The organism is Bacillus sp. CH30_1T, from assembly GCF_008364765.1.
In the GTDB taxonomy this organism is placed as follows: domain Bacteria; phylum Bacillota; class Bacilli; order Bacillales; family Bacillaceae_B; genus Rossellomorea.
The window spans coordinates 52,949-70,746 of record NZ_VTUY01000002.1; the positions used below are offsets into that span (position 1 = coordinate 52,949).

Here is a 17,798-nt window from a genome sequence, read left to right on the forward strand (position 1 = left end):
ATTAAAAGGCTATTACGTCCAACTAGCAGTAACCATTTTCCGCTTCGTATAAAACTCCACACCATCTGAGCCATTTGCGTGAAGATCTCCATAAAATGAATTTTTCCATCCAGAGAAAGGAAAAAATGCCATGGGTGCAGGTACTCCTATGTTAATTCCGAGCATCCCAGCTTGTATTTTTTCTCTAAAATATCGAACATTGCTGCCATCCTGAGTGAACAAGCATGCTCCATTTCCGAATTCCGATTGATTCGCCACCTCTATTGCCTCTTTTAAATCTTTTACTCTCACAATGGAAAGGACAGGTGCGAAAATTTCTTCCTTCCATATTTTCATATCCGGAGTCACTTTATCGAAAATGGTTGGTCCGACAAAATATCCTTTCTCGCATGCTTCATTACGACCATCTCTTAGTAATAAGGCACCTTCACTTTCTCCTGATTCAATGTATTGTACCGTCCGTTCTAAATGTTCCTTACGGATCACAGGTCCTAAAAAGACTGATTCATCTAAACCGTCTCCCATTTGGATCTCATTTGCTTTCTCTACCAATTTCTCAATCAATGTATCCGCTATACTATCAACCGCTACAACGACCGAGCATGCCATACACCTTTCCCCTGCTGAACCGAAAGCTGCATTGATAATTTGTCTCGATGCTTCTTCTACTTTCGCATCCGGCATGACAATACTGTGATTTTTAGCTCCGGCTAACGCTTGGACTCGTTTTCCATTCGCCGATGCGCTTTTGTATACATACTCGGCAACAGGCTGCGATCCAACAAATGAAATGGCAGGTACCCCGGGATGGTCCAACAACCCATTGACAACATCATGTGCACCGTGAACGATATTCAGAACCCCTTCCGGTAATCCCGCTTGGTGAAATAACTCCGCTAATCGATTAGCTAATAAAGGAGTTCGTTCGGATGGCTTTAAGACAAACGTGTTCCCGCATGCAATCGCCAAAGGAAACATCCAGCATGGCACCATCATTGGGAAATTGAACGGGGTGATCCCGCCCACAACCCCGACAGGATATCGATACATCCCGGATTCCATATTGGTCGCAATGTCTGGAAGCTGCTTGCCCATCATCAGAGTAGGTGCACCAGCAGCAAATTCTACACATTCAATTCCTCTTTGTACTTCACCGTAAGCTTCTTTATAATTCTTGCCATTTTCCTTTGTTATAAGAGTGGCTAGCTCACTCCAATGGTCGATTAACAGCTGCTGATACTTGAATAAGACCCGGGCTCTTTTGGGGACAGGTGTTTCACTCCATGTTTCGAATGCGATGGATGCGGTTTGAACCGCTTGATCAACCTCATCTTTCGTTGAAAGGGGGACAAATGCCATCACTTCTTCTGTTGCAGGGTTGGGCAAAGGGAGGGAAGAAGGCGAGGACGACTCGATCCATTTGCCGCCAATGAAGTTTTTAATCGTTTCCACTTTCGTTTCTATACTCATTATTGTACACCTTCTTTCTGATTTGATTGGCTCGCATTTGAATGAATGGGCTGCTTCCCTGTATTACAATCATTGATAAACTTTTTAATTTGGTCTGCTGTCGGCATCGCATCCGAACAACTGTGACTGGAAATGACAATGGCTGCAGCAGCGCTTCCAAACTCCATGGCTTTTGGAAGCTTCCAGCCTTTCATCAACCCATATATAAAGCCGGCGGCATACGAGTCCCCAGCTCCAAATGTTTTGATTACATTCGCAGGGAAAATAGGACTCTCAAAGGACTGGCCCTCTTTTGTATAAGCAATCGATCCTTTTTCTCCGTGCTTAATAACAACTATTTTCGCCTCATGCTTGAACCAGTCTTTCGCTGTCGACCAGTCATTTGGTTCTTCTCTGTTATCAATGCGTTCCACCAGATTGAATTCTTCCCGCGTGCCAATAATGACATCGCTCTTTTCTGCAGCAAGCTTATAATAGATCGCCGTCTCATCTTCAGATGTCCATGAATATGGACGGTAATCAATATCGAAAAAGACCACAGTTCCGTGCTTTCTTGCATAATGCAGGGCTGTAAAAACCGCTTCTCTTGAAGGACTCTTGGATAAAGCGGTACCCGAAATCAATAAGGCTTTGGAATCCTTTATATACTCTTCCTTAATGTCCTGTGGTTCTAAATACAGATCTGCCACATTGTCCCGATACATCAATATACTGCAATCAGAAGGGCTTTTAATTTCAGTGAAGGCAAGACCTGTCACACTATGATTCGTATCTGTTATGACACTTGAAGTGTCTATGTCATTTTCATCAAGGTATTGCTCAATGAATCTTCCCATTTGGTCATCGGCAACTCTGCCGATAAAGCCTGTCTTCATCCCTAATCTCGCCATACCGATTGATATATTGGCCGGTGATCCTCCTACGTATTTCGTAAAGGTAAGGGTTTCTTCCATTGGGCGGTGGATTTCATTCGCATTTAAATCGATACATAATCTACCAACTCCGATAAAATCGAATGGTTTAGTAGAATCAAAGGTTAATTGGGTCATTTTAGGTTTACCTTCCTCTCTGATCTGCTCGAAAGCTTTGTCTACAAATGAATTAACGATTCGTCTTCATGATCCATTCGTGATCGGGATCATTTTGAAATTTCCATGTTCGGACCGGACCCGCCATGACATTTAAGTAATATCCCTCATATCCTGGAGGAGCACTCACAGGATGATATCCTTTTGGCACAAGCACAGCATCGCCATTCTTCACGGTCATGGTTTCGTCCAGTTCACGATCATCTGTATAGACTCTCTGAACCATAAAGCCATTTTCCGGTTTCACTCTGTGATAATATGTTTCTTCCAGATAGGATTCATCCGGTAAATTGTTTTCATCATGTTTGTGCGGGGGATAACTTGACCAATTTCCTCCTGGTGTAAAGACTTCCACAACGAGCAAGCGATCCGCTTCCTTTTGTTCAGGCAATATATTATGGATAAATCGCTCCGTATTTCCTGAGCCGCGTATTTCTACCCCTACATCGGTTGGTTCAATTAGCTTCGCATTGTAGGTCCCTTTCCCAGGTGCTTTGCAAAGGGCAAATTCAAGCGGGGTATTGGCTGAAATCGTTAATCGGTCTCCAGGAGGGGCATACACAGAATAAGGAGGGGTTTTCTCAAAGATACTCATTCTTTCTCCAATGTTTTCCCAGAAGAATTCTGCTGTTTTCACATCCGCTCTCCCTGATAATAAAACGACGCAGATTTCGTTCTCTTCAGTGGAAAAGTTCTTTTCTTCCCCTTCTTTTAGGGAATACACTTCAAATCCGACATATTCCCAACCGGCACTTTCAGGGGTAATCGTTAGAACCTGCCCCCTTTCATTCGGTTTGTTGCTTGGAACGATTAACTTAGACATAATTTCCACTCCCTATAAAAAAGTTCGATCAGTTGTTCTTAATTTCATTCCATATACAATCAAGATACTGCTTGGCAGTTTTGGCATGCGTATAAGGGTTTTTCTCATCAGGATTTTGCTCGGCTTCAACAATCATCCAGCCGTGATAATCCATTCCATGAAGCTCCTCAATAATCGGCTTAAACGAAATGATTCCATCCCCTGGTACTGTAAACACATTTTCCAGAACTGAGGTTTTAAAGTCCATACCATCTTTTCTTACCTTATCCAACACTTCTTTGCGGATATCCTTTAAATGAACATGTTTGACGCGGCCTTTATAGGCTTTAAGTAAAGACAATGGATCTGCTCCAGCATAGTAGGCATGCCCACTATCAAATAACAAATGAACGAGTTCAGGATCCGTTCCAGCCATTAGACGATCGATTTGATCCCGTGTCTCTACATTTGTTCCCATATGATGGTGATACACAAGATAAAGACCGTGTTTCCGACATATCTGTCCTGCTTTCTCAAGGCCTGTCATCATGGACTCCCACTCTTGATCAGACCATGTCAGAACCGTATTCTCACCAGGCTCTCGTCTGGGATCCCCAATGGTGGAACCACCTATGTCACAAGTGACAACCGTTTGGCACCCCATTTCCTTTAAGAAGAGAACATGGTCCGTAAATGACTTGAGCTCCTCTGAATGCCTTGTATGATCCGAAAACAATACACCCTTCCATTGAGATGCCAGTTCCATCCTTTTATCTGAAAGGAATGACTTTAATTGGGGTACTTCCTGAGGGAATTTCCTGCTCATTTCTGTACCTGCATACCCCAATGACGCCATCTCAGAGAGGATGGTATCACCTGAATAATGATCACCCAGTGAAAGCACATCTTCATTGGCCCAATTGATCGCAGAAACGCCCAGTTTAATAGGTTCCATCATATATCCATCCCCCTTATTTCGTTAATGGGCACCCCATCAGTATTTTTTGGCAAGCTCAGTATTCGCTTTCATTTCTTTATGAGCCTTTGTTACTTTTTCACTTTTTGAAATCTCTGCTACATCCACTCTCCACCATGATTCATACCCATCTGTATTGGTACCTGGGACGACGTTCATATGAATAAGCGTCGAAGTGGTTTCATTTTTCGCCTTGCTTACCGCAACTTGGAGTTCTTCAATTGTCGAGACAGAATAGGTTTTCACTCCAAGTGCTCCCGCATAAGCTGAGAAGTCAATCGGCATATACTGTCCCGTTAATTGACCCGAATCAAGAGAACGATACCTGAATTCATTTCCATAACCGTCGCTTCCGTGTCCACGCTGCAAATTATGGATACATTGATATCCATTGTTATTAAATAATAATACGTTTATTTTTCTCCCTTCCTGAATGCTAGTCAGGAGTTCTGAATGCAGCATCAAGAAACTCCCATCCCCGCACATGGCATAAACTTCTTTCGTTGGTTCGGCAAGCTTTACCCCGAATGCCCCGGAAACTTCGTAACCCATACAGGAAAAACCATACTCCAGGTGATAATCCTTTGGAGAATGGCTCCTCCATACACGATGCAGATCTCCTGGGAGGCTGCCTGCAGCACCAACAATCACCGATTCTTGACCAACCAGTTCATTTAACTCACCGATCACTCTTGACTGGGACAAACCGTCAGGATGCTCTTCTGCAAATAATCGATCTACCTCATGTTTCCACTCCAAGTTCAGGGAAGAAATTCGTTCCATATCATGATGGGATTGATAGGACAACTTTGATAATTCATTCTTTAACGATGTCAAGGCTTCCTTTGCATCTGCCACAATGGACATACCATTCATCTTCATTGCATCCATAGGGTTGACATTAATGCTGAGTAGTTCGACACCAGGTTGCTGAAAGGCTTGCTTCGAGGCGGTTGCAAAGTCCCCTAATCTAGTACCGATGGCAATGACCAAATCAGCCTCTTTGGCTAATCGGTTAGCTGAAGATGAACCTGTTACACCAATCGCCCCGACATTTAAAGGGTGATTCCAAGGAAGGGAGCTTTTCCCGGCTTGTGTTTCAGCAACAGGGATGTGGAAATGCTCTGCGAACCTGATCAACTCTTGGGTTGCAAATGAGTAATGAACACCGCCTCCGGAGATGATGATCGGATTCTTTTTCGACCTTATCAAATTGGCTGCCCGCTGGATTGCTGAAGATGGCGAGGGCTTACGTTCTATAAAGTGGACTCTCTTATTAAAGAACTCAATTGGATAATCATAGGCTTCACTTTGAACATCCTGTGGAAGGCAAAGGGTTACAGCTCCCGTTTCTGCCGGATCGGTCAGGACACGCATGGCATGTATAGCTGCGGTCATCAGTTGTTCTGGCCGCGTAATGCGATCCCAATATTTACTTACAGCCTTAAAGGCATCATTCGCTGATACCGTGTAGTCCATCGGGTTTTCAATCTGCTGTAGGACGGGATCCGGCTGCCGGCAGGAGAAGGTATCGCCCGGTAGTAATAAAACGGGGATGCGGTTGGCAGTCGCAGTCCCGGCTGCTGTGACCATATTCAATGCACCAGGACCGATAGAGGTTGTGCAAGCAAAGGTTTCCAACCTATTTTTCTGCTTGGCAAAAGCTGTAGCAGCATGAACCATCCCTTGCTCATTCTTCCCCTGAATAAAGGTCAACTCGTGACTCTCTTGTTCTAACGCTTCACCTATCCCCGTCACATTGCCATGGCCAAAGATACCAAACACACCTTTAAAGAATTTATTTTCGGAATGATCCATCTCGATATACTGTTGATCCAGGAATTTAATTAACGCCTGCGCCATGGTTAATCGAATCGTTTTCATGACAATACACCTCCTGAAGGTTTCATAAGCAAATATTCTTACAGTCTCTACATAAGTTCCTAACCTAAAGAAAATGGTCTGGCTGACTTATTTAATGACTCCAGCTTCACAGCATGCCCAGTTACAAATGATTCCCTGGCTGCCCGAGCAATCCGTTCCGCTTGCAGCCCATCATTTCCATCGCAGATAATAGGCCTTTCATGACAGATCGATTGTATGAAGGAATTGATTTCATCTATATAGGATTCTTTATAGCGTTCGAGGAAGAAATATTTCGGTTTATCCCGATAAACACCTGTTTCAGTGCTTACCTCCACTGTCGTCGGGTGATCATTGTTTACAGTGACAGACCCTTTTGAACCAAATACTTCTAATCGTTGATCATACCCATACACGGCCTTCCGGCTGTTATCGAGGACTCCGATTGCTCCATTGGCAAACTTCAAGGAGATGATCGCTGTATCGATGTCGCCATTCTCAGAAAAGACCGGGTCGATCAGGCTTACTCCATGTACGAACACTTCCGTTACCTCACTGCCGCACACATATCTGGCCATATCAAAATCATGAATGCTCATATCCATGAACATCCCGCCAGAAGATTTGATGTATTGTTCAGAGGGCGGACTGGGATCACGTGAGGTGATTTTCACAATATGAGGTGTACCAATAGAGCCCTCTTGAACAAGCTCGAAAGCCTTTTTAAAGTTATGGTCAAACCTGCGATTGAACCCGACTTGAAGGGAAACACCTTCCTCATGGACAACCTTTAGCGCTTTCTCTGAATCTTCTATATCAAAGCTGATCGGTTTCTCACAGAAAATATGTTTTTTCGCTTTGGCTGCCTCCCTAATGACGCTCGTATGTGTATTCGTAGGTGAACAAATAAACACCGCATCGATCTCAGCATCCTCCAACACTTCCTTAAAATCACTCGTTATGTTCGGGACTCCAATAGAGGCCGCCCAATCAAAGAGTGTTTCCGACTGAATATCAGAAACGATTTTAAGGTTTACGTTAGGATGATGAACCAGGTTTTCAGCATGTAACTTTCCGATTCTTCCCGCACCGATGATTCCAATCGTTAGTTTTGTTTTACTCATATGGACTTTCCCCCTTTAGAAAGTGGTTAGATTAATAGACTGGTAAAACTACAGTTTGATTGAGAATCTAAACTTGGCATCTTCTTCGTACCACATTGGAAAATTTGTTCCCCACACGTTATTGTATAAATTGAAGTGAAATCCTCCTTCAAGAGAAGAAAACGTATTATCAAGCTCAAGCAATCTTGGTTTGCCCGGTGACACCAAGGGGGCATCCTTGCTTTCAATCACAGCCTCACCGTCCGCCCCATGATAGGCCACCCCTGTTTGTACGGCATGAAGATTACGATTTCCATTTTTCACGACTTCCAAAGGTGAAACCCACTCTCCGATTTTGTCCATTTTCCATAAGTTATGATTATCAACCATTGGGATAAACGAAAACCAAATGGCCTCTGGTAATCGGTTCGCATCCTTATCAAACCAATTCAATTCAATCTCGATAGTCGAGTCGGTTTTACTAAAAAGATACATGAGTTCTATCACTCTTGGAGCTCCAAAATATTCAACCGCTTGATTAGGCAATTTCAACCTTACATGCACGTGATCTGCTTCTCTATGCGTCACTTTCCGAATCGATTCCACTTTGGGTTTATACTTTTCTTGTTTTGGGATGGGGTTGACTAGCTCGATTCCAGGTTTTCCTTGATCCGCTTCAGACCAACGATACGTTTGCCCAATATTGACTACATATTGCTGAAACCATGTGTGATAGTTTTCAACACCAAACGTTTCATACGTAATGACCCCTAATGGGTGATGCTGGTCCGCCCATTCCTTGCCGGAAGCGTCCACTAATTTAGAAATCGAACCATCCCCGGAAAATGCCGCCTCAAATGCACCAAGCTTATAGAGAGAGTCTAAATCAAGTGGATCTCCTTCCATTCCTTCTAATCGATTGGGAGAAAGGGAATGAAATGCCTCTTCGACTTCTTTCTGTTTATCCTCTGAAAGACAGGCAACCGCTTTTTGTAAATAGGCTCTTTGTTCGTTCCATGAACGCTCAAAGAAGCGATAGCTTCTCTCCTCCCAGGTGGTTGAAAATAATTGCTCTGACATACCATCAAATTCATGCATCGCAAATGATCCTATGTAGCTATATTTGTCAGGTACTGCATCCTTTGAGATGCGGTTTTGTTTTCGAGCCCTTTGGAAATCCTGTTTCGAATAATTCTTGTAATCATTTAGGTACTTCTTTTCATCTAGCCCCCATGTATGTTCAGGAATTAACAATAATAAATCTGAAAATCCCTTATATTCCTTACTGTTTTCTTGCATTCTTCCTTGATCGAGCCATTTGTTTCGTAGTCTCAGCAGTTCACGGTAGTGTGATATTTTCTTTGGATCTGTGCCGGTGCCATGGATCCACGTGTCCCCGATCTCCTCAAGGACAATCGGTAATCTATGTTTAATTGCTCTAAGTTTCACTGCAAATTCATCCATAGTCGATGCTTTAATCTTGGCATTCGGAAATTTCTTGGCCAGTTGGTGAAACTCATGTTTGATCTCTTCAATGGAAGGTGGCCCGCAATTATCACCGGTATGAGCGAATACCATGACTTCATTTATCCCGTCAATCTTGAGGACATCACCATAGTTATCAGCATAATTAACTATCACTTCTGTTCCATCGCTTCCTCTCCAACGAAATAGATTTGGGACGTTCGGCACTTTTGATGCCGGGTTCACCCCTAAATGCAAATATTCTATTCCGTTTTCAGCTAAAGAAGAAACCATCGCATTCGTATGTCCTGGAACGTCGGTCATTTTCGAAGAAATGGTATGTTTCCCGAATCTCTCATCTAGATTCTTTGAAATGGACAATGCATGCTCAAGGAGGCGTCGATCCATCAATTCTGTATGGGTTGTAAAGGGTAAACCATGCCAAGAGACATATCCTTTATGAATGGCTTCTTCCATTTTCTTTGCCTGTTGTTCATCGGCTCTTTTTAAATATTCATGAATGAGCCAGGAGCCCGTCGTCCAGACAAACTGGGCTTCTTCCCCCTCTTTTGCAAGCTCTTCGCTTAGTTGTATGGCCTTTGGTATATAGGAACTCATGTATTGATTGGTTACATTCTCTTCAAGGTCCGTAAATCCAAGATCTAAATGGGTCTTGAAAATTACATGCACCACTTCGATATCCTTCATGTCGATTCACCTCTAGTCATTTCTTAATTGCTCAAGTGGTTGGATGTCATATTCATTAAATTCTTCAGGCTTAATTCAAGACTGTCCAGTGGATTTCCTGAACACTCATCCTGTTCTACCGCATACCACTGAACACCGTTTTGTTCACCCCAGTTAAGGATAGGAAGAAAATCGATACACCCTTCACCGATTTCAACAAAATCTTCATATTTATCGGCACTCATATCCTTAAGGTGCACAATTGGCATGCGTGATGTACATCGCTGGATATAGGTAAGGGGGTCTAAGCCTGCTTTCTTCACCCAATAGGTATCAATTTCCGGGAAAATACGGACCCCATCTTCAGGGGCAAGAATATAATCCAGCGCAGTTACACCATCGACCGACGTCATGAATTCGAAATCGTGATTATGATAGCCAATATGAAAGCCTAGAGGGGAAGCCTTCCGGGAAATTTGAATCAGTTCTTTCTTCGCCTGAATATACCCTTCAGCATTTCTCATCTTTTCATCTAAATATGGGCAGATGATATCACTTGTTTCAAAGATCCTGGCTTCCTCGAGCACCTGGTCAAATTCATTCTTTAATCGATCTAGCGGCACATGCATGCCCGCTGTCTCAAGTCCTGCCTGCTTCATGACACGGGCAATTTCTTGTGCTGAATAGCCAAATAAACCATCGAGTTGTACAGCTTCCCACCCCATATCTTTTAATTTCCATAACACCCCTGGAAAGTCTAAGCTTATTTCGTTTCTTAAGGTATACAATTGAGCTGCAAATTTATGCTTCATGGGTTCCCTCTCCTTCCGTCCATGCTTCTTACATCAGATGTTTTCCAGTACATCTTCTTTTCCCCTGAGATTTAACCAGTTCATTTCCTTAGAAGTAAGGGTTATCTTAGAACCTTCTATGGAAGATGTCAGTTCTTCCTTTGTTTGAGGACCAATGATCGCACCCGCTAAGAACGGTTGATTGAGAACATAGGCCAGAGCGATTTGAATAGGAGTACACCCCTTTAACTCTGCCAGGTTCTGTGCACGCTTGTAGCGTTCCCAGTTCCCTTCTTGATAGTAGACTCGCACCATTTCTTCGTTGTCTTGAACGTCCGGGGAGAATCGACCGCTAAAGAATCCGCCTGCTTGAGAAGACCATGAAAAAAGTGGCATCTGCGTGCCGATATGCCAATCAAGCATGTCATCATTCACTGACACACAACCAGGCCATCTTGGCTCATTGCACTTTGCCAGGCTCAGATTCGGGCTGTTGAAGGTAAACCCTATCAATCCATGTTCAGCGGCATACTCATTCGCTTCCTGTATGCGCAGATGTGTCCAATTCGAGGCACCCATCGCATGAATTCGTCCAGCGTTAAGATGTTCATTTAAAGCTTCAATAATCTCGCCCACCTCAACCGTTTCATCATCTCGATGCAGCGCATAAAAATCGATGTAATCTGTCCGAAGACGTTCGAGACTTTCCATAAGATCATTTTTTATTGCTTTAGGATATAAACGCGGACCAGGTTCCCCATCATCCGGATGGGCACCTTTTGTCATGATAAAGAGCTTATTTCTCTTCCCGCTCTTCTCCAGCCATTCTCCTAATATAGACTCACTTTCAATATATTGATGAGCAGTGTCGAACATATTGCCGCCTAAGGCTACATACTCATCCAATATGGAAAAAGCTTGCTCCTTGCTCTCATATTCATATAAGTGAGCTGTCCCCATTATTAATCGCGAACAGCTTTTCTCCGCATACTTTTGATCAATAACAGCCTTTAATGTGTGATAGTTCACGAGGTAGTTCCCCCTTCTAATCTAGTTACTTTCGAAACTAGTCAAAGTAAATCGGATTACTGATCACAATCGGTTCTTCCGAGTTTACGTCCCAAAGCGCTTTATCTGTCTAAATCCAACATAAGTCTTAATTCCTCCATATCGTTTTCGATTGAAAAGGGAAAGGTCAACTGTTTATCGTACTCACGTCTCTTTCCCTCCTGTACCGAGTCCACCTAATCCTTGTTCAAATAAAGGTTGAAGAATAAAGTATAAAATGATCATCGGAAGTGCGGCCGTTGTCGCCCCAGCCATAATCAGAGGCCAATCGATATTGTATTGACCTTGGAATGCTTTCAAGGCAATTTGGACGGTATACATTTCCTGCGACCTGGCAATCGTTAACGGCCATAAGTATTCATTCCAATGACTGAGAAAGCTGAAAATTGTGACTAATGCAATCGCAGGTTTATTCAACGGAAGGATAATTCTCCAATAAATTTGAAATTTAGAACACCCATCAATGGTAGCTTGCTCATCCAATTCACGAGGAACCGATAGGAAATTCTGTCTCATAAGGAAAATAGCAAATCCTGTCACGGCGAAGGGCAAAATGAGTCCGGCATATGAATCAAGCAATCCATCAGGTCCTGCGAACGGAACATTTTTCATCATGAAGAATAGTGGAACGACCATCAGTCCAGTTGGAATCATCATAGTTGCAAGCACCATCATAAACAGCTTATCCCGGCCAGGAAATCGAAGGCGTGCAAAAGCAAACGCTGCAAGGGACGATAGGAAAACATTGATCAACGTAGCAAGCACAGACACGACAAAACTGTTGAAAAATGCTCTTGGCAAATTGGTTTCCTGCCAAATCCTTAAGAAATTCTCCCAATAGTATTCAGTAGGTATGATCTTCGGTGGCCATGCCATGACATCACCTTGTGTTTTGACAGATGTCATAAACATCCAAATATAAGGACCTAAGAAAATCAGCAAGACAATCGAAAGCATAACGTACAAAAGGACATTTCGAATCATGTTTGACTTTTTCATCATTTTTTATCCTTTCCTGATGATAGTCTTAGTTGGAGCCATGTAACTCCTAATAAGAATGGGAATAATACAAATGATAGGGCCGCACCATAACCGACATAGTTAAACTCAAAGGATTGCTGCCAAATATGTTTGATGGCAACCATCGTACTATCCATCGGTCCACCATTGGTCAAGATGTCTACAACCGCTACGACCTGGAAGGATCCAATGACAGACATAACCATGCAGTAGACTAAGATGGGCATTATGGATGGCAATGTAATATGAACAAATTGCTTCCAAGAGTTTGCACCATCAATGCGGGCAGCTTCATAGAGAGACTGAGGAACCGCTTGAAGCGCTGCAAGGAATATCGGGATATTGTAAGCAGTCCCTCTCCATGCACCAATGAGGATTAGAATGAGCATGGCCGTTGTAGGCTGTAACAGCCAGGCAGGAGGGGTCTCTACACCAGCTACTTTCAATATGTAATTTAAGATTCCTAGGTTATTATCGAAAACCCATAAGAAGATCATGGCGGTAATAACTTCTGAAGTGATCGTAGGTAAAAAATAAAATACTTTAAAAAAACGGATTCCTTTAAGCTTTCGATTCAATAGAACTGCCACCGCAATGGCTCCGCTTAATCCGATGGCCATCGAACCTACTGTATACACGAGCGTGTTGCCGATACTTTTGATAAACAAGGCATCCTGAAGCATTCGGGCATAGTTTTCCAGTCCATTGAATACAGCAGGATTCGGAAGACTATATTCGTGAAAGCTCAGCCAAATCAAATAGATGATGGGCACAATCGAAAACAAGGTTAAAAACGTCAAGGCAGGTAGTACAAATAGATAGGATCCAATATGGTCTTTAAGCTTATGCATTTCTTTTTTCGGTTTTATGACTGAATTGTATTCATTAACAGTCTCTGTTTTCATCCTTTTCACTCCCTTATAAGAAAAAGGTATGTACCTACATACCTTTTTCTGCTCACCCTTTGTTAACGAACTTAATTCGGATTCTCAATCTCCCGCTCTGCGATTTTCTGTGCATCATCCAGCACTTCCTGCGGATCGGCACCATCAAACACAGCACGTAATGCTTTACCCCACGCATCATTTGCTTCCGGGAATGCTTCAAGCTTATACGGTTGGGCATGTTGGAGTGTTTCAACATATGGCTTAAGTAATGGATCATTATAAAACTCATCTTCATATAAATGAGCTTTTACCGGATGACGACCTTCTTCCTTCGCTAAACGGATTGCATATTTATCAGAAATGAACCATTTCATCAATTCAAATGAGGCCACTTTATTCTCCGACCCTTTAGGCACGAACAAACTTCCTCCACCTAATACAGAACCTTGTTCAGCACCTGGAAGTGGAGCGGTAGCTAAATCTTCGTATGCATCCGGGAACTCATTCTTGATTCTAGCAATATCCCATGGTCCAGAAACGAATGAAACCGCTCTTCCTGTTCCAAACATGGCGACAGGATGATCTGTTTGACGCTGTTGCGGCGGTGGTACAGGTGAAGATTTATCAACTGTTGCTAATCCCGTGTACTTCTCCATCGTTTCAACGATGACAGGATCATTTAAATTGGCCGTTATGTCTTCACCGGTAAATTTCAGGTTGTTTGTCCCTGCTGCCACAACATTTCCAAAGAAACTCCATCCGCTTGCACTTGTTACGATCCCGTATTGAGAACCATCTTTCTTCGTTAATTTTTTAGAGACTTCAACTAATTCATCCATCGTTTTAGGGACTTCTGTTATACCGTTTTCTTCAAAAACTCTCTTATTATAGAGATAGATTGTCGTATTTATATCAATTGGCACACCGTATTTAACACCCTTCCATACGGTATCCTCAATCCCGCCAGGAACAAACTGATCTTCTTCTCCCCATTCATCCCATAAATCATCAAGCGGTTCAGCCAATCCCTGTGCTCCCATTGCAAACGCATGAGCATGTGCCATATCTGGAACAGCACCACTTGAAACAGCCAGTTTCACTTTATTACTCATATCTCCCCATTCAATCCCTACTGTCTTAACCGAGATATTAGGGTACACTTCTTTAAATTCTTCAATAGCCTCAGTGATCGGTGCTGTGTTCGCATAATCAGCAGCCAACCAAATTTCTAAATCTGTCTTTGGTAAATCTGCCACCTTTTGATTAAAAGCAGGAAGCCCTTCAGCAACCAGATCGCGGTCAGGCGGGTTGACAGTGATTTTCTCTTCTGTAGAACTCCCGGTTGATGATTGACATCCAGCTAGTACTAGTAAAACGGCGACTACAAATAACAATACTTTTTTCATTGTTCTCCCCCTTGTTCTACCATCAAGTTAAAACGCTTACATTTTACACCCTATGAAGCATACCCCTTGCTAAACCCACCTTCCCCTTATCTCCCCCCTTCAACTGTGAGTCTCTCATTTATTCCCTTACATGAATCTCTCAGAACCAACTTGGCAGGGATGATTTTACACTTTGGTGACAACTCATGATGAAGTGTGCTGATTAACATGTTTGCAGCTTCTTCCCCCAATTTTTCAGGAAGCAATTCTATACTGGTCAATGTAGGATTGATCTCATGCGCAAGGGTCTCATTGTTGCTTAGAGCGACTAGCGAAACATCATTTGGAATATCGATCCCAAGCTCCCTTGCTCCCCTTATGGCACCTAAGGCCACTCGATCAGTATCAGCAATGATTGCTGTGTATTTTTTCTTTTTATAGTTTTCCAGTAAACTCATATATCCGTATTCTGAACCATTTTTATATTCTGAAATATCATAATATACGACATCTTCTTCTGGAAATGGGATCGAGTAGTTTTCATAGGCTTGTCTCAAACCCGATTTCCGGTCCTCTGAAACCGTCATATGTGAGGAGGCATTCAAGAACAGAATCTCTTTATGACCAAGTCCAATCAAATATTCTCCTACTTCCTTCACCATCTCCGTATTGTTGTTGTCAACATATTTCGTATCACCATTTGTATCATTCGGTCTTCCGATAATGACAAAAGGTGTATTCGAGGCTTTGTATTTCTTGATTCTCTGGTCTTCATCCCGTGGATTTAACAGAATGACTCCATCAACTGGATCATTCGAGGCGAAGCTCGTTTCCTCTTCTTCGAATATCCGGTCCAATAGAACTCTGTACCCGTTTTCAGAACATTTTTTCACAACACTATTAATCACTTTCATTTCGAAACTGCTTAATTCAAACTCTGCATATGTAGGCATTTTAAGACCAATGATCATTGTCTTTTTCGTCGCTAAACTGCGCGCCATATGGTTTGGAACATAGTTCAATTGATTGGCCACTTCTAATACTCTATTCGTCACTTCGATACTGATGGGCCGTTTTTTACTAAATACATTGGATACGGTACTTTTAGATACACCTGCTTCTCTTGCTACATCACCAATGGTTGTCACGCTATCTCCTCTTCTCTCTTCGTTAAACCGGTTTCATTGATAGTAAAAAAAATATCCATTATATAAGGTAATTATGGCTTTTTATAGATAAAAATAGTGAATGATCATCGTGTTTTATCGAACCGGTTTCATTATTGATGAGTCCATTATATTTAATATTTTAAAATAAGTCAATATTCTGAATAATACTTTTTTGTGAGTTTGAGTGGTCATTTTCATTCCTCACCTTTTTTCAATAGTATGACCCGCAGCAAGTCCCTTCGAAGCAATCACTATGAGAAAAAGAAGACATTCTGTATATCCGTTCCAAGAAAACAAAAAGGATGTACAAATCTCCTTCATTAATGTTTTGACGCTTCATGGTTATTCCAAAGAATGAACAAACCGCTCAGGCCATTCCATTTTCGGATGAAAATTATAATGTAAGGAATGTGTGAAGATGACGGCATTTACCCATTTGGTTTTAAACATTAATGGCTTTTCAATCAAATAATCTAAAAGGTCTACCTTTACTGAATAATCAGTATAGTCATCAAGGTCACCTTCAAACCCTTTTGGCCAATACCGTTTTAAAGGGTGATCAGGTAAACGGCCACCTGATTTAACTAGTTGATACGATTCTTTCAGCCAATCTGAAAGTAGAATACCCGTTAAAGGTTCCTTCATCTTTTCCCACCCGCAAAGTAGAGACCCATGTTTCCCCCATTCGATTCTGATAATCGCTCTCTGTTGATGATTTTGTGCTTCTTTAACGGCAGCTTCTGAACTGAGAACTCTAGAATGGAACCAGCACATGACATTAGTCACCACTTCAGTTACTGGATGATACTCAATCCAAATTTCTTCATGATCACACGGTTCATAATCATCAGGGAAATCATAATCGTCCTCCCAGAATAAGTGATAACCCATCAGAGGCTTAGACGGATGATGAATAGCGACAATATCTTTTAGAGGAAAACACTCTTTTGGAGTAATCATGAGGATCGGACAAAATGTTTGGATCAGCCGTATTTCTTTTTTAGAGAGTGGCACCAAGGGGTCTAACTCTAGCACTCTTTGATACAGCTCTCCTGCTTTGCGTAAATAACCATCTAAGTGATAAAACTCAGCCTGCTGTGAGGTATACTTTACTTGCTGAGGATAGACTTTTTTTAAAAGTTCCAGTTGAGTAATCGCGAGTTCATAAAAATGATTCGTTGATATCTTCTCTTTTTTCATATTTGCCATGATTTCTTGATTTCGCTTATTCCACTCATGTAAAAACGTTTCAATCATCAGACAATCTCCTCACCCTTTTCTTTTATTTCTTAAGCCTACAAGAGTTGTCACCTCATTCGTTGTGATGGAATGAACATCCATTTCTATAAACCTATTCATCATATCCAACTCATCTACTGTCCATACTGATGTAGGAAGTCCTCTTAATCTTGCAGGTTCGATGAAATCTTCCCTACATAGCTGATAATTGACATTAATTCCACAGCATGAGCAAATAATCGCATCTTCGATCGTTTTTTTCACAAAGGCTTTATAGTCTTCTTCTCCCTTTAGAAAGTGACTTGCATTTGCATTTAACAACACTTGGTACGGGGAGTAAAACGTTTTGACATAAATTGCTGTTTCTTTTTCACATCCGGAGAAGATGGCGCTATCCCTCATCTTATGTTTCTCAACCGTCTGGATCAAAGGATCAATGACATCAAGATCCTTCACATCCAGATTGATCATTCGATGGCGCTCCTTGATAAGAGGTAACACTTCATCAAGCAAGTAAATGTTGCCTTCTTTCATGATGTGTTTTAATTCCACATACGTTAAATCTCTCAATCTCTTAAATTCTGCATTTGTCCGGACTTCCTCATCATGATGCAGGACTACTTTTCCATCTCTCGTGACCCGAATATCCACCTCTATCACATCTGCCCCTGCATTCAAACCTTCCATGACAGAAGTCACAGAGTTCGGCCGAGTATCCATGCATCCAGAATGGGCTGTTATCAATGGCTTGCTCAATCTAATCACCTCGCATTTATGGTGGGATGG

Annotated in this window: 15 protein-coding genes; all 15 read right to left on the reverse strand. The window is 42.2% G+C overall.

The window, feature by feature from the left end:
• Positions 1-12: 12 nt before the first annotated feature.
• The 15 genes from F0342_RS03475 to F0342_RS03545 all read right to left on the reverse strand — a co-directional run bounded on the left by F0342_RS03475 (position 13) and on the right by F0342_RS03545 (position 17,768).
• A complete protein-coding gene (locus F0342_RS03475) occupies positions 13-1,470 on the reverse strand; it encodes a CoA-acylating methylmalonate-semialdehyde dehydrogenase (protein ID WP_149154651.1) in 1,458 nt (485 codons plus the stop codon).
• Complete coding sequence (gene iolC, locus F0342_RS03480) at positions 1,470-2,519, reverse strand: 5-dehydro-2-deoxygluconokinase (protein ID WP_149154652.1); 1,050 nt, start codon at positions 2,517-2,519, stop codon at positions 1,470-1,472. Before iolC ends, F0342_RS03475 begins: the two co-directional genes overlap by 1 nt.
• A gap of 52 nt (positions 2,520-2,571) precedes the next feature.
• The gene (iolB, locus tag F0342_RS03485; RefSeq protein ID WP_149154653.1) at positions 2,572-3,381 is read right to left on the reverse strand and encodes a 5-deoxy-glucuronate isomerase; all 810 of its coding nucleotides are present in this window, start codon (positions 3,379-3,381) and stop codon (positions 2,572-2,574) included.
• A gap of 28 nt (positions 3,382-3,409) precedes the next feature.
• The gene (gene iolE, locus F0342_RS03490) at positions 3,410-4,318 is read right to left on the reverse strand and encodes a myo-inosose-2 dehydratase (RefSeq protein WP_316252580.1); all 909 of its coding nucleotides are present in this window, start codon (positions 4,316-4,318) and stop codon (positions 3,410-3,412) included.
• 36 nt (positions 4,319-4,354) lie between these two features.
• On the reverse strand, positions 4,355-6,220 hold the full coding sequence (gene iolD / locus F0342_RS03495; protein ID WP_149154654.1) for a 3D-(3,5/4)-trihydroxycyclohexane-1,2-dione acylhydrolase (decyclizing): 1,866 nt from the start codon (positions 6,218-6,220) through the stop codon (positions 4,355-4,357).
• A 59-nt stretch (positions 6,221-6,279) separates the two neighbouring features.
• Positions 6,280-7,323 (reverse strand): inositol 2-dehydrogenase, encoded by a 1,044-nt coding sequence (iolG, locus tag F0342_RS03500; RefSeq protein WP_149154655.1) that lies wholly within the window; start codon positions 7,321-7,323, stop codon positions 6,280-6,282.
• 48 nt (positions 7,324-7,371) lie between these two features.
• The gene (locus tag F0342_RS03505) at positions 7,372-9,474 is read right to left on the reverse strand and encodes a DUF5054 domain-containing protein (RefSeq protein ID WP_149154656.1); all 2,103 of its coding nucleotides are present in this window, start codon (positions 9,472-9,474) and stop codon (positions 7,372-7,374) included.
• Positions 9,475-9,497: 23 nt separating this feature from the next.
• Positions 9,498-10,265, reverse strand: a complete 768-nt coding sequence (locus F0342_RS03510) for a sugar phosphate isomerase/epimerase family protein (protein ID WP_149154657.1) — start codon at positions 10,263-10,265, stop codon at positions 9,498-9,500.
• 33 nt (positions 10,266-10,298) lie between these two features.
• A complete protein-coding gene (locus tag F0342_RS03515; protein WP_395940657.1) occupies positions 10,299-11,273 on the reverse strand; it encodes an aldo/keto reductase in 975 nt (324 codons plus the stop codon).
• A 183-nt stretch (positions 11,274-11,456) separates the two neighbouring features.
• The gene (locus F0342_RS03520; RefSeq protein ID WP_188048389.1) at positions 11,457-12,311 is read right to left on the reverse strand and encodes a carbohydrate ABC transporter permease; all 855 of its coding nucleotides are present in this window, start codon (positions 12,309-12,311) and stop codon (positions 11,457-11,459) included.
• Entirely contained in the window at positions 12,311-13,237 is a 927-nt protein-coding gene (locus tag F0342_RS03525) for a carbohydrate ABC transporter permease (RefSeq protein ID WP_149154659.1), read from the reverse strand. Before F0342_RS03525 ends, F0342_RS03520 begins: the two co-directional genes overlap by 1 nt.
• A 71-nt stretch (positions 13,238-13,308) precedes the next feature.
• Positions 13,309-14,625: an extracellular solute-binding protein gene (locus F0342_RS03530; protein WP_149154660.1), complete on the reverse strand. Its 1,317-nt coding sequence runs from the start codon at positions 14,623-14,625 to the stop codon at positions 13,309-13,311.
• Positions 14,626-14,711: 86 nt separating this feature from the next.
• Positions 14,712-15,752 (reverse strand): LacI family DNA-binding transcriptional regulator, encoded by a 1,041-nt coding sequence (locus F0342_RS03535; protein WP_149154661.1) that lies wholly within the window; start codon positions 15,750-15,752, stop codon positions 14,712-14,714.
• Between the two features lie 363 nt (positions 15,753-16,115).
• A complete protein-coding gene (locus F0342_RS03540) occupies positions 16,116-17,030 on the reverse strand; it encodes a hypothetical protein (RefSeq protein ID WP_149154662.1) in 915 nt (304 codons plus the stop codon).
• 12 nt (positions 17,031-17,042) lie between these two features.
• Positions 17,043-17,768 carry a glycerophosphodiester phosphodiesterase gene (locus F0342_RS03545; RefSeq protein WP_188048390.1) on the reverse strand — a complete coding sequence of 242 codons (726 nt, stop codon included), beginning with the start codon at positions 17,766-17,768 and terminating at the stop codon, positions 17,043-17,045.
• Positions 17,769-17,798: the final 30 nt, after the last annotated feature.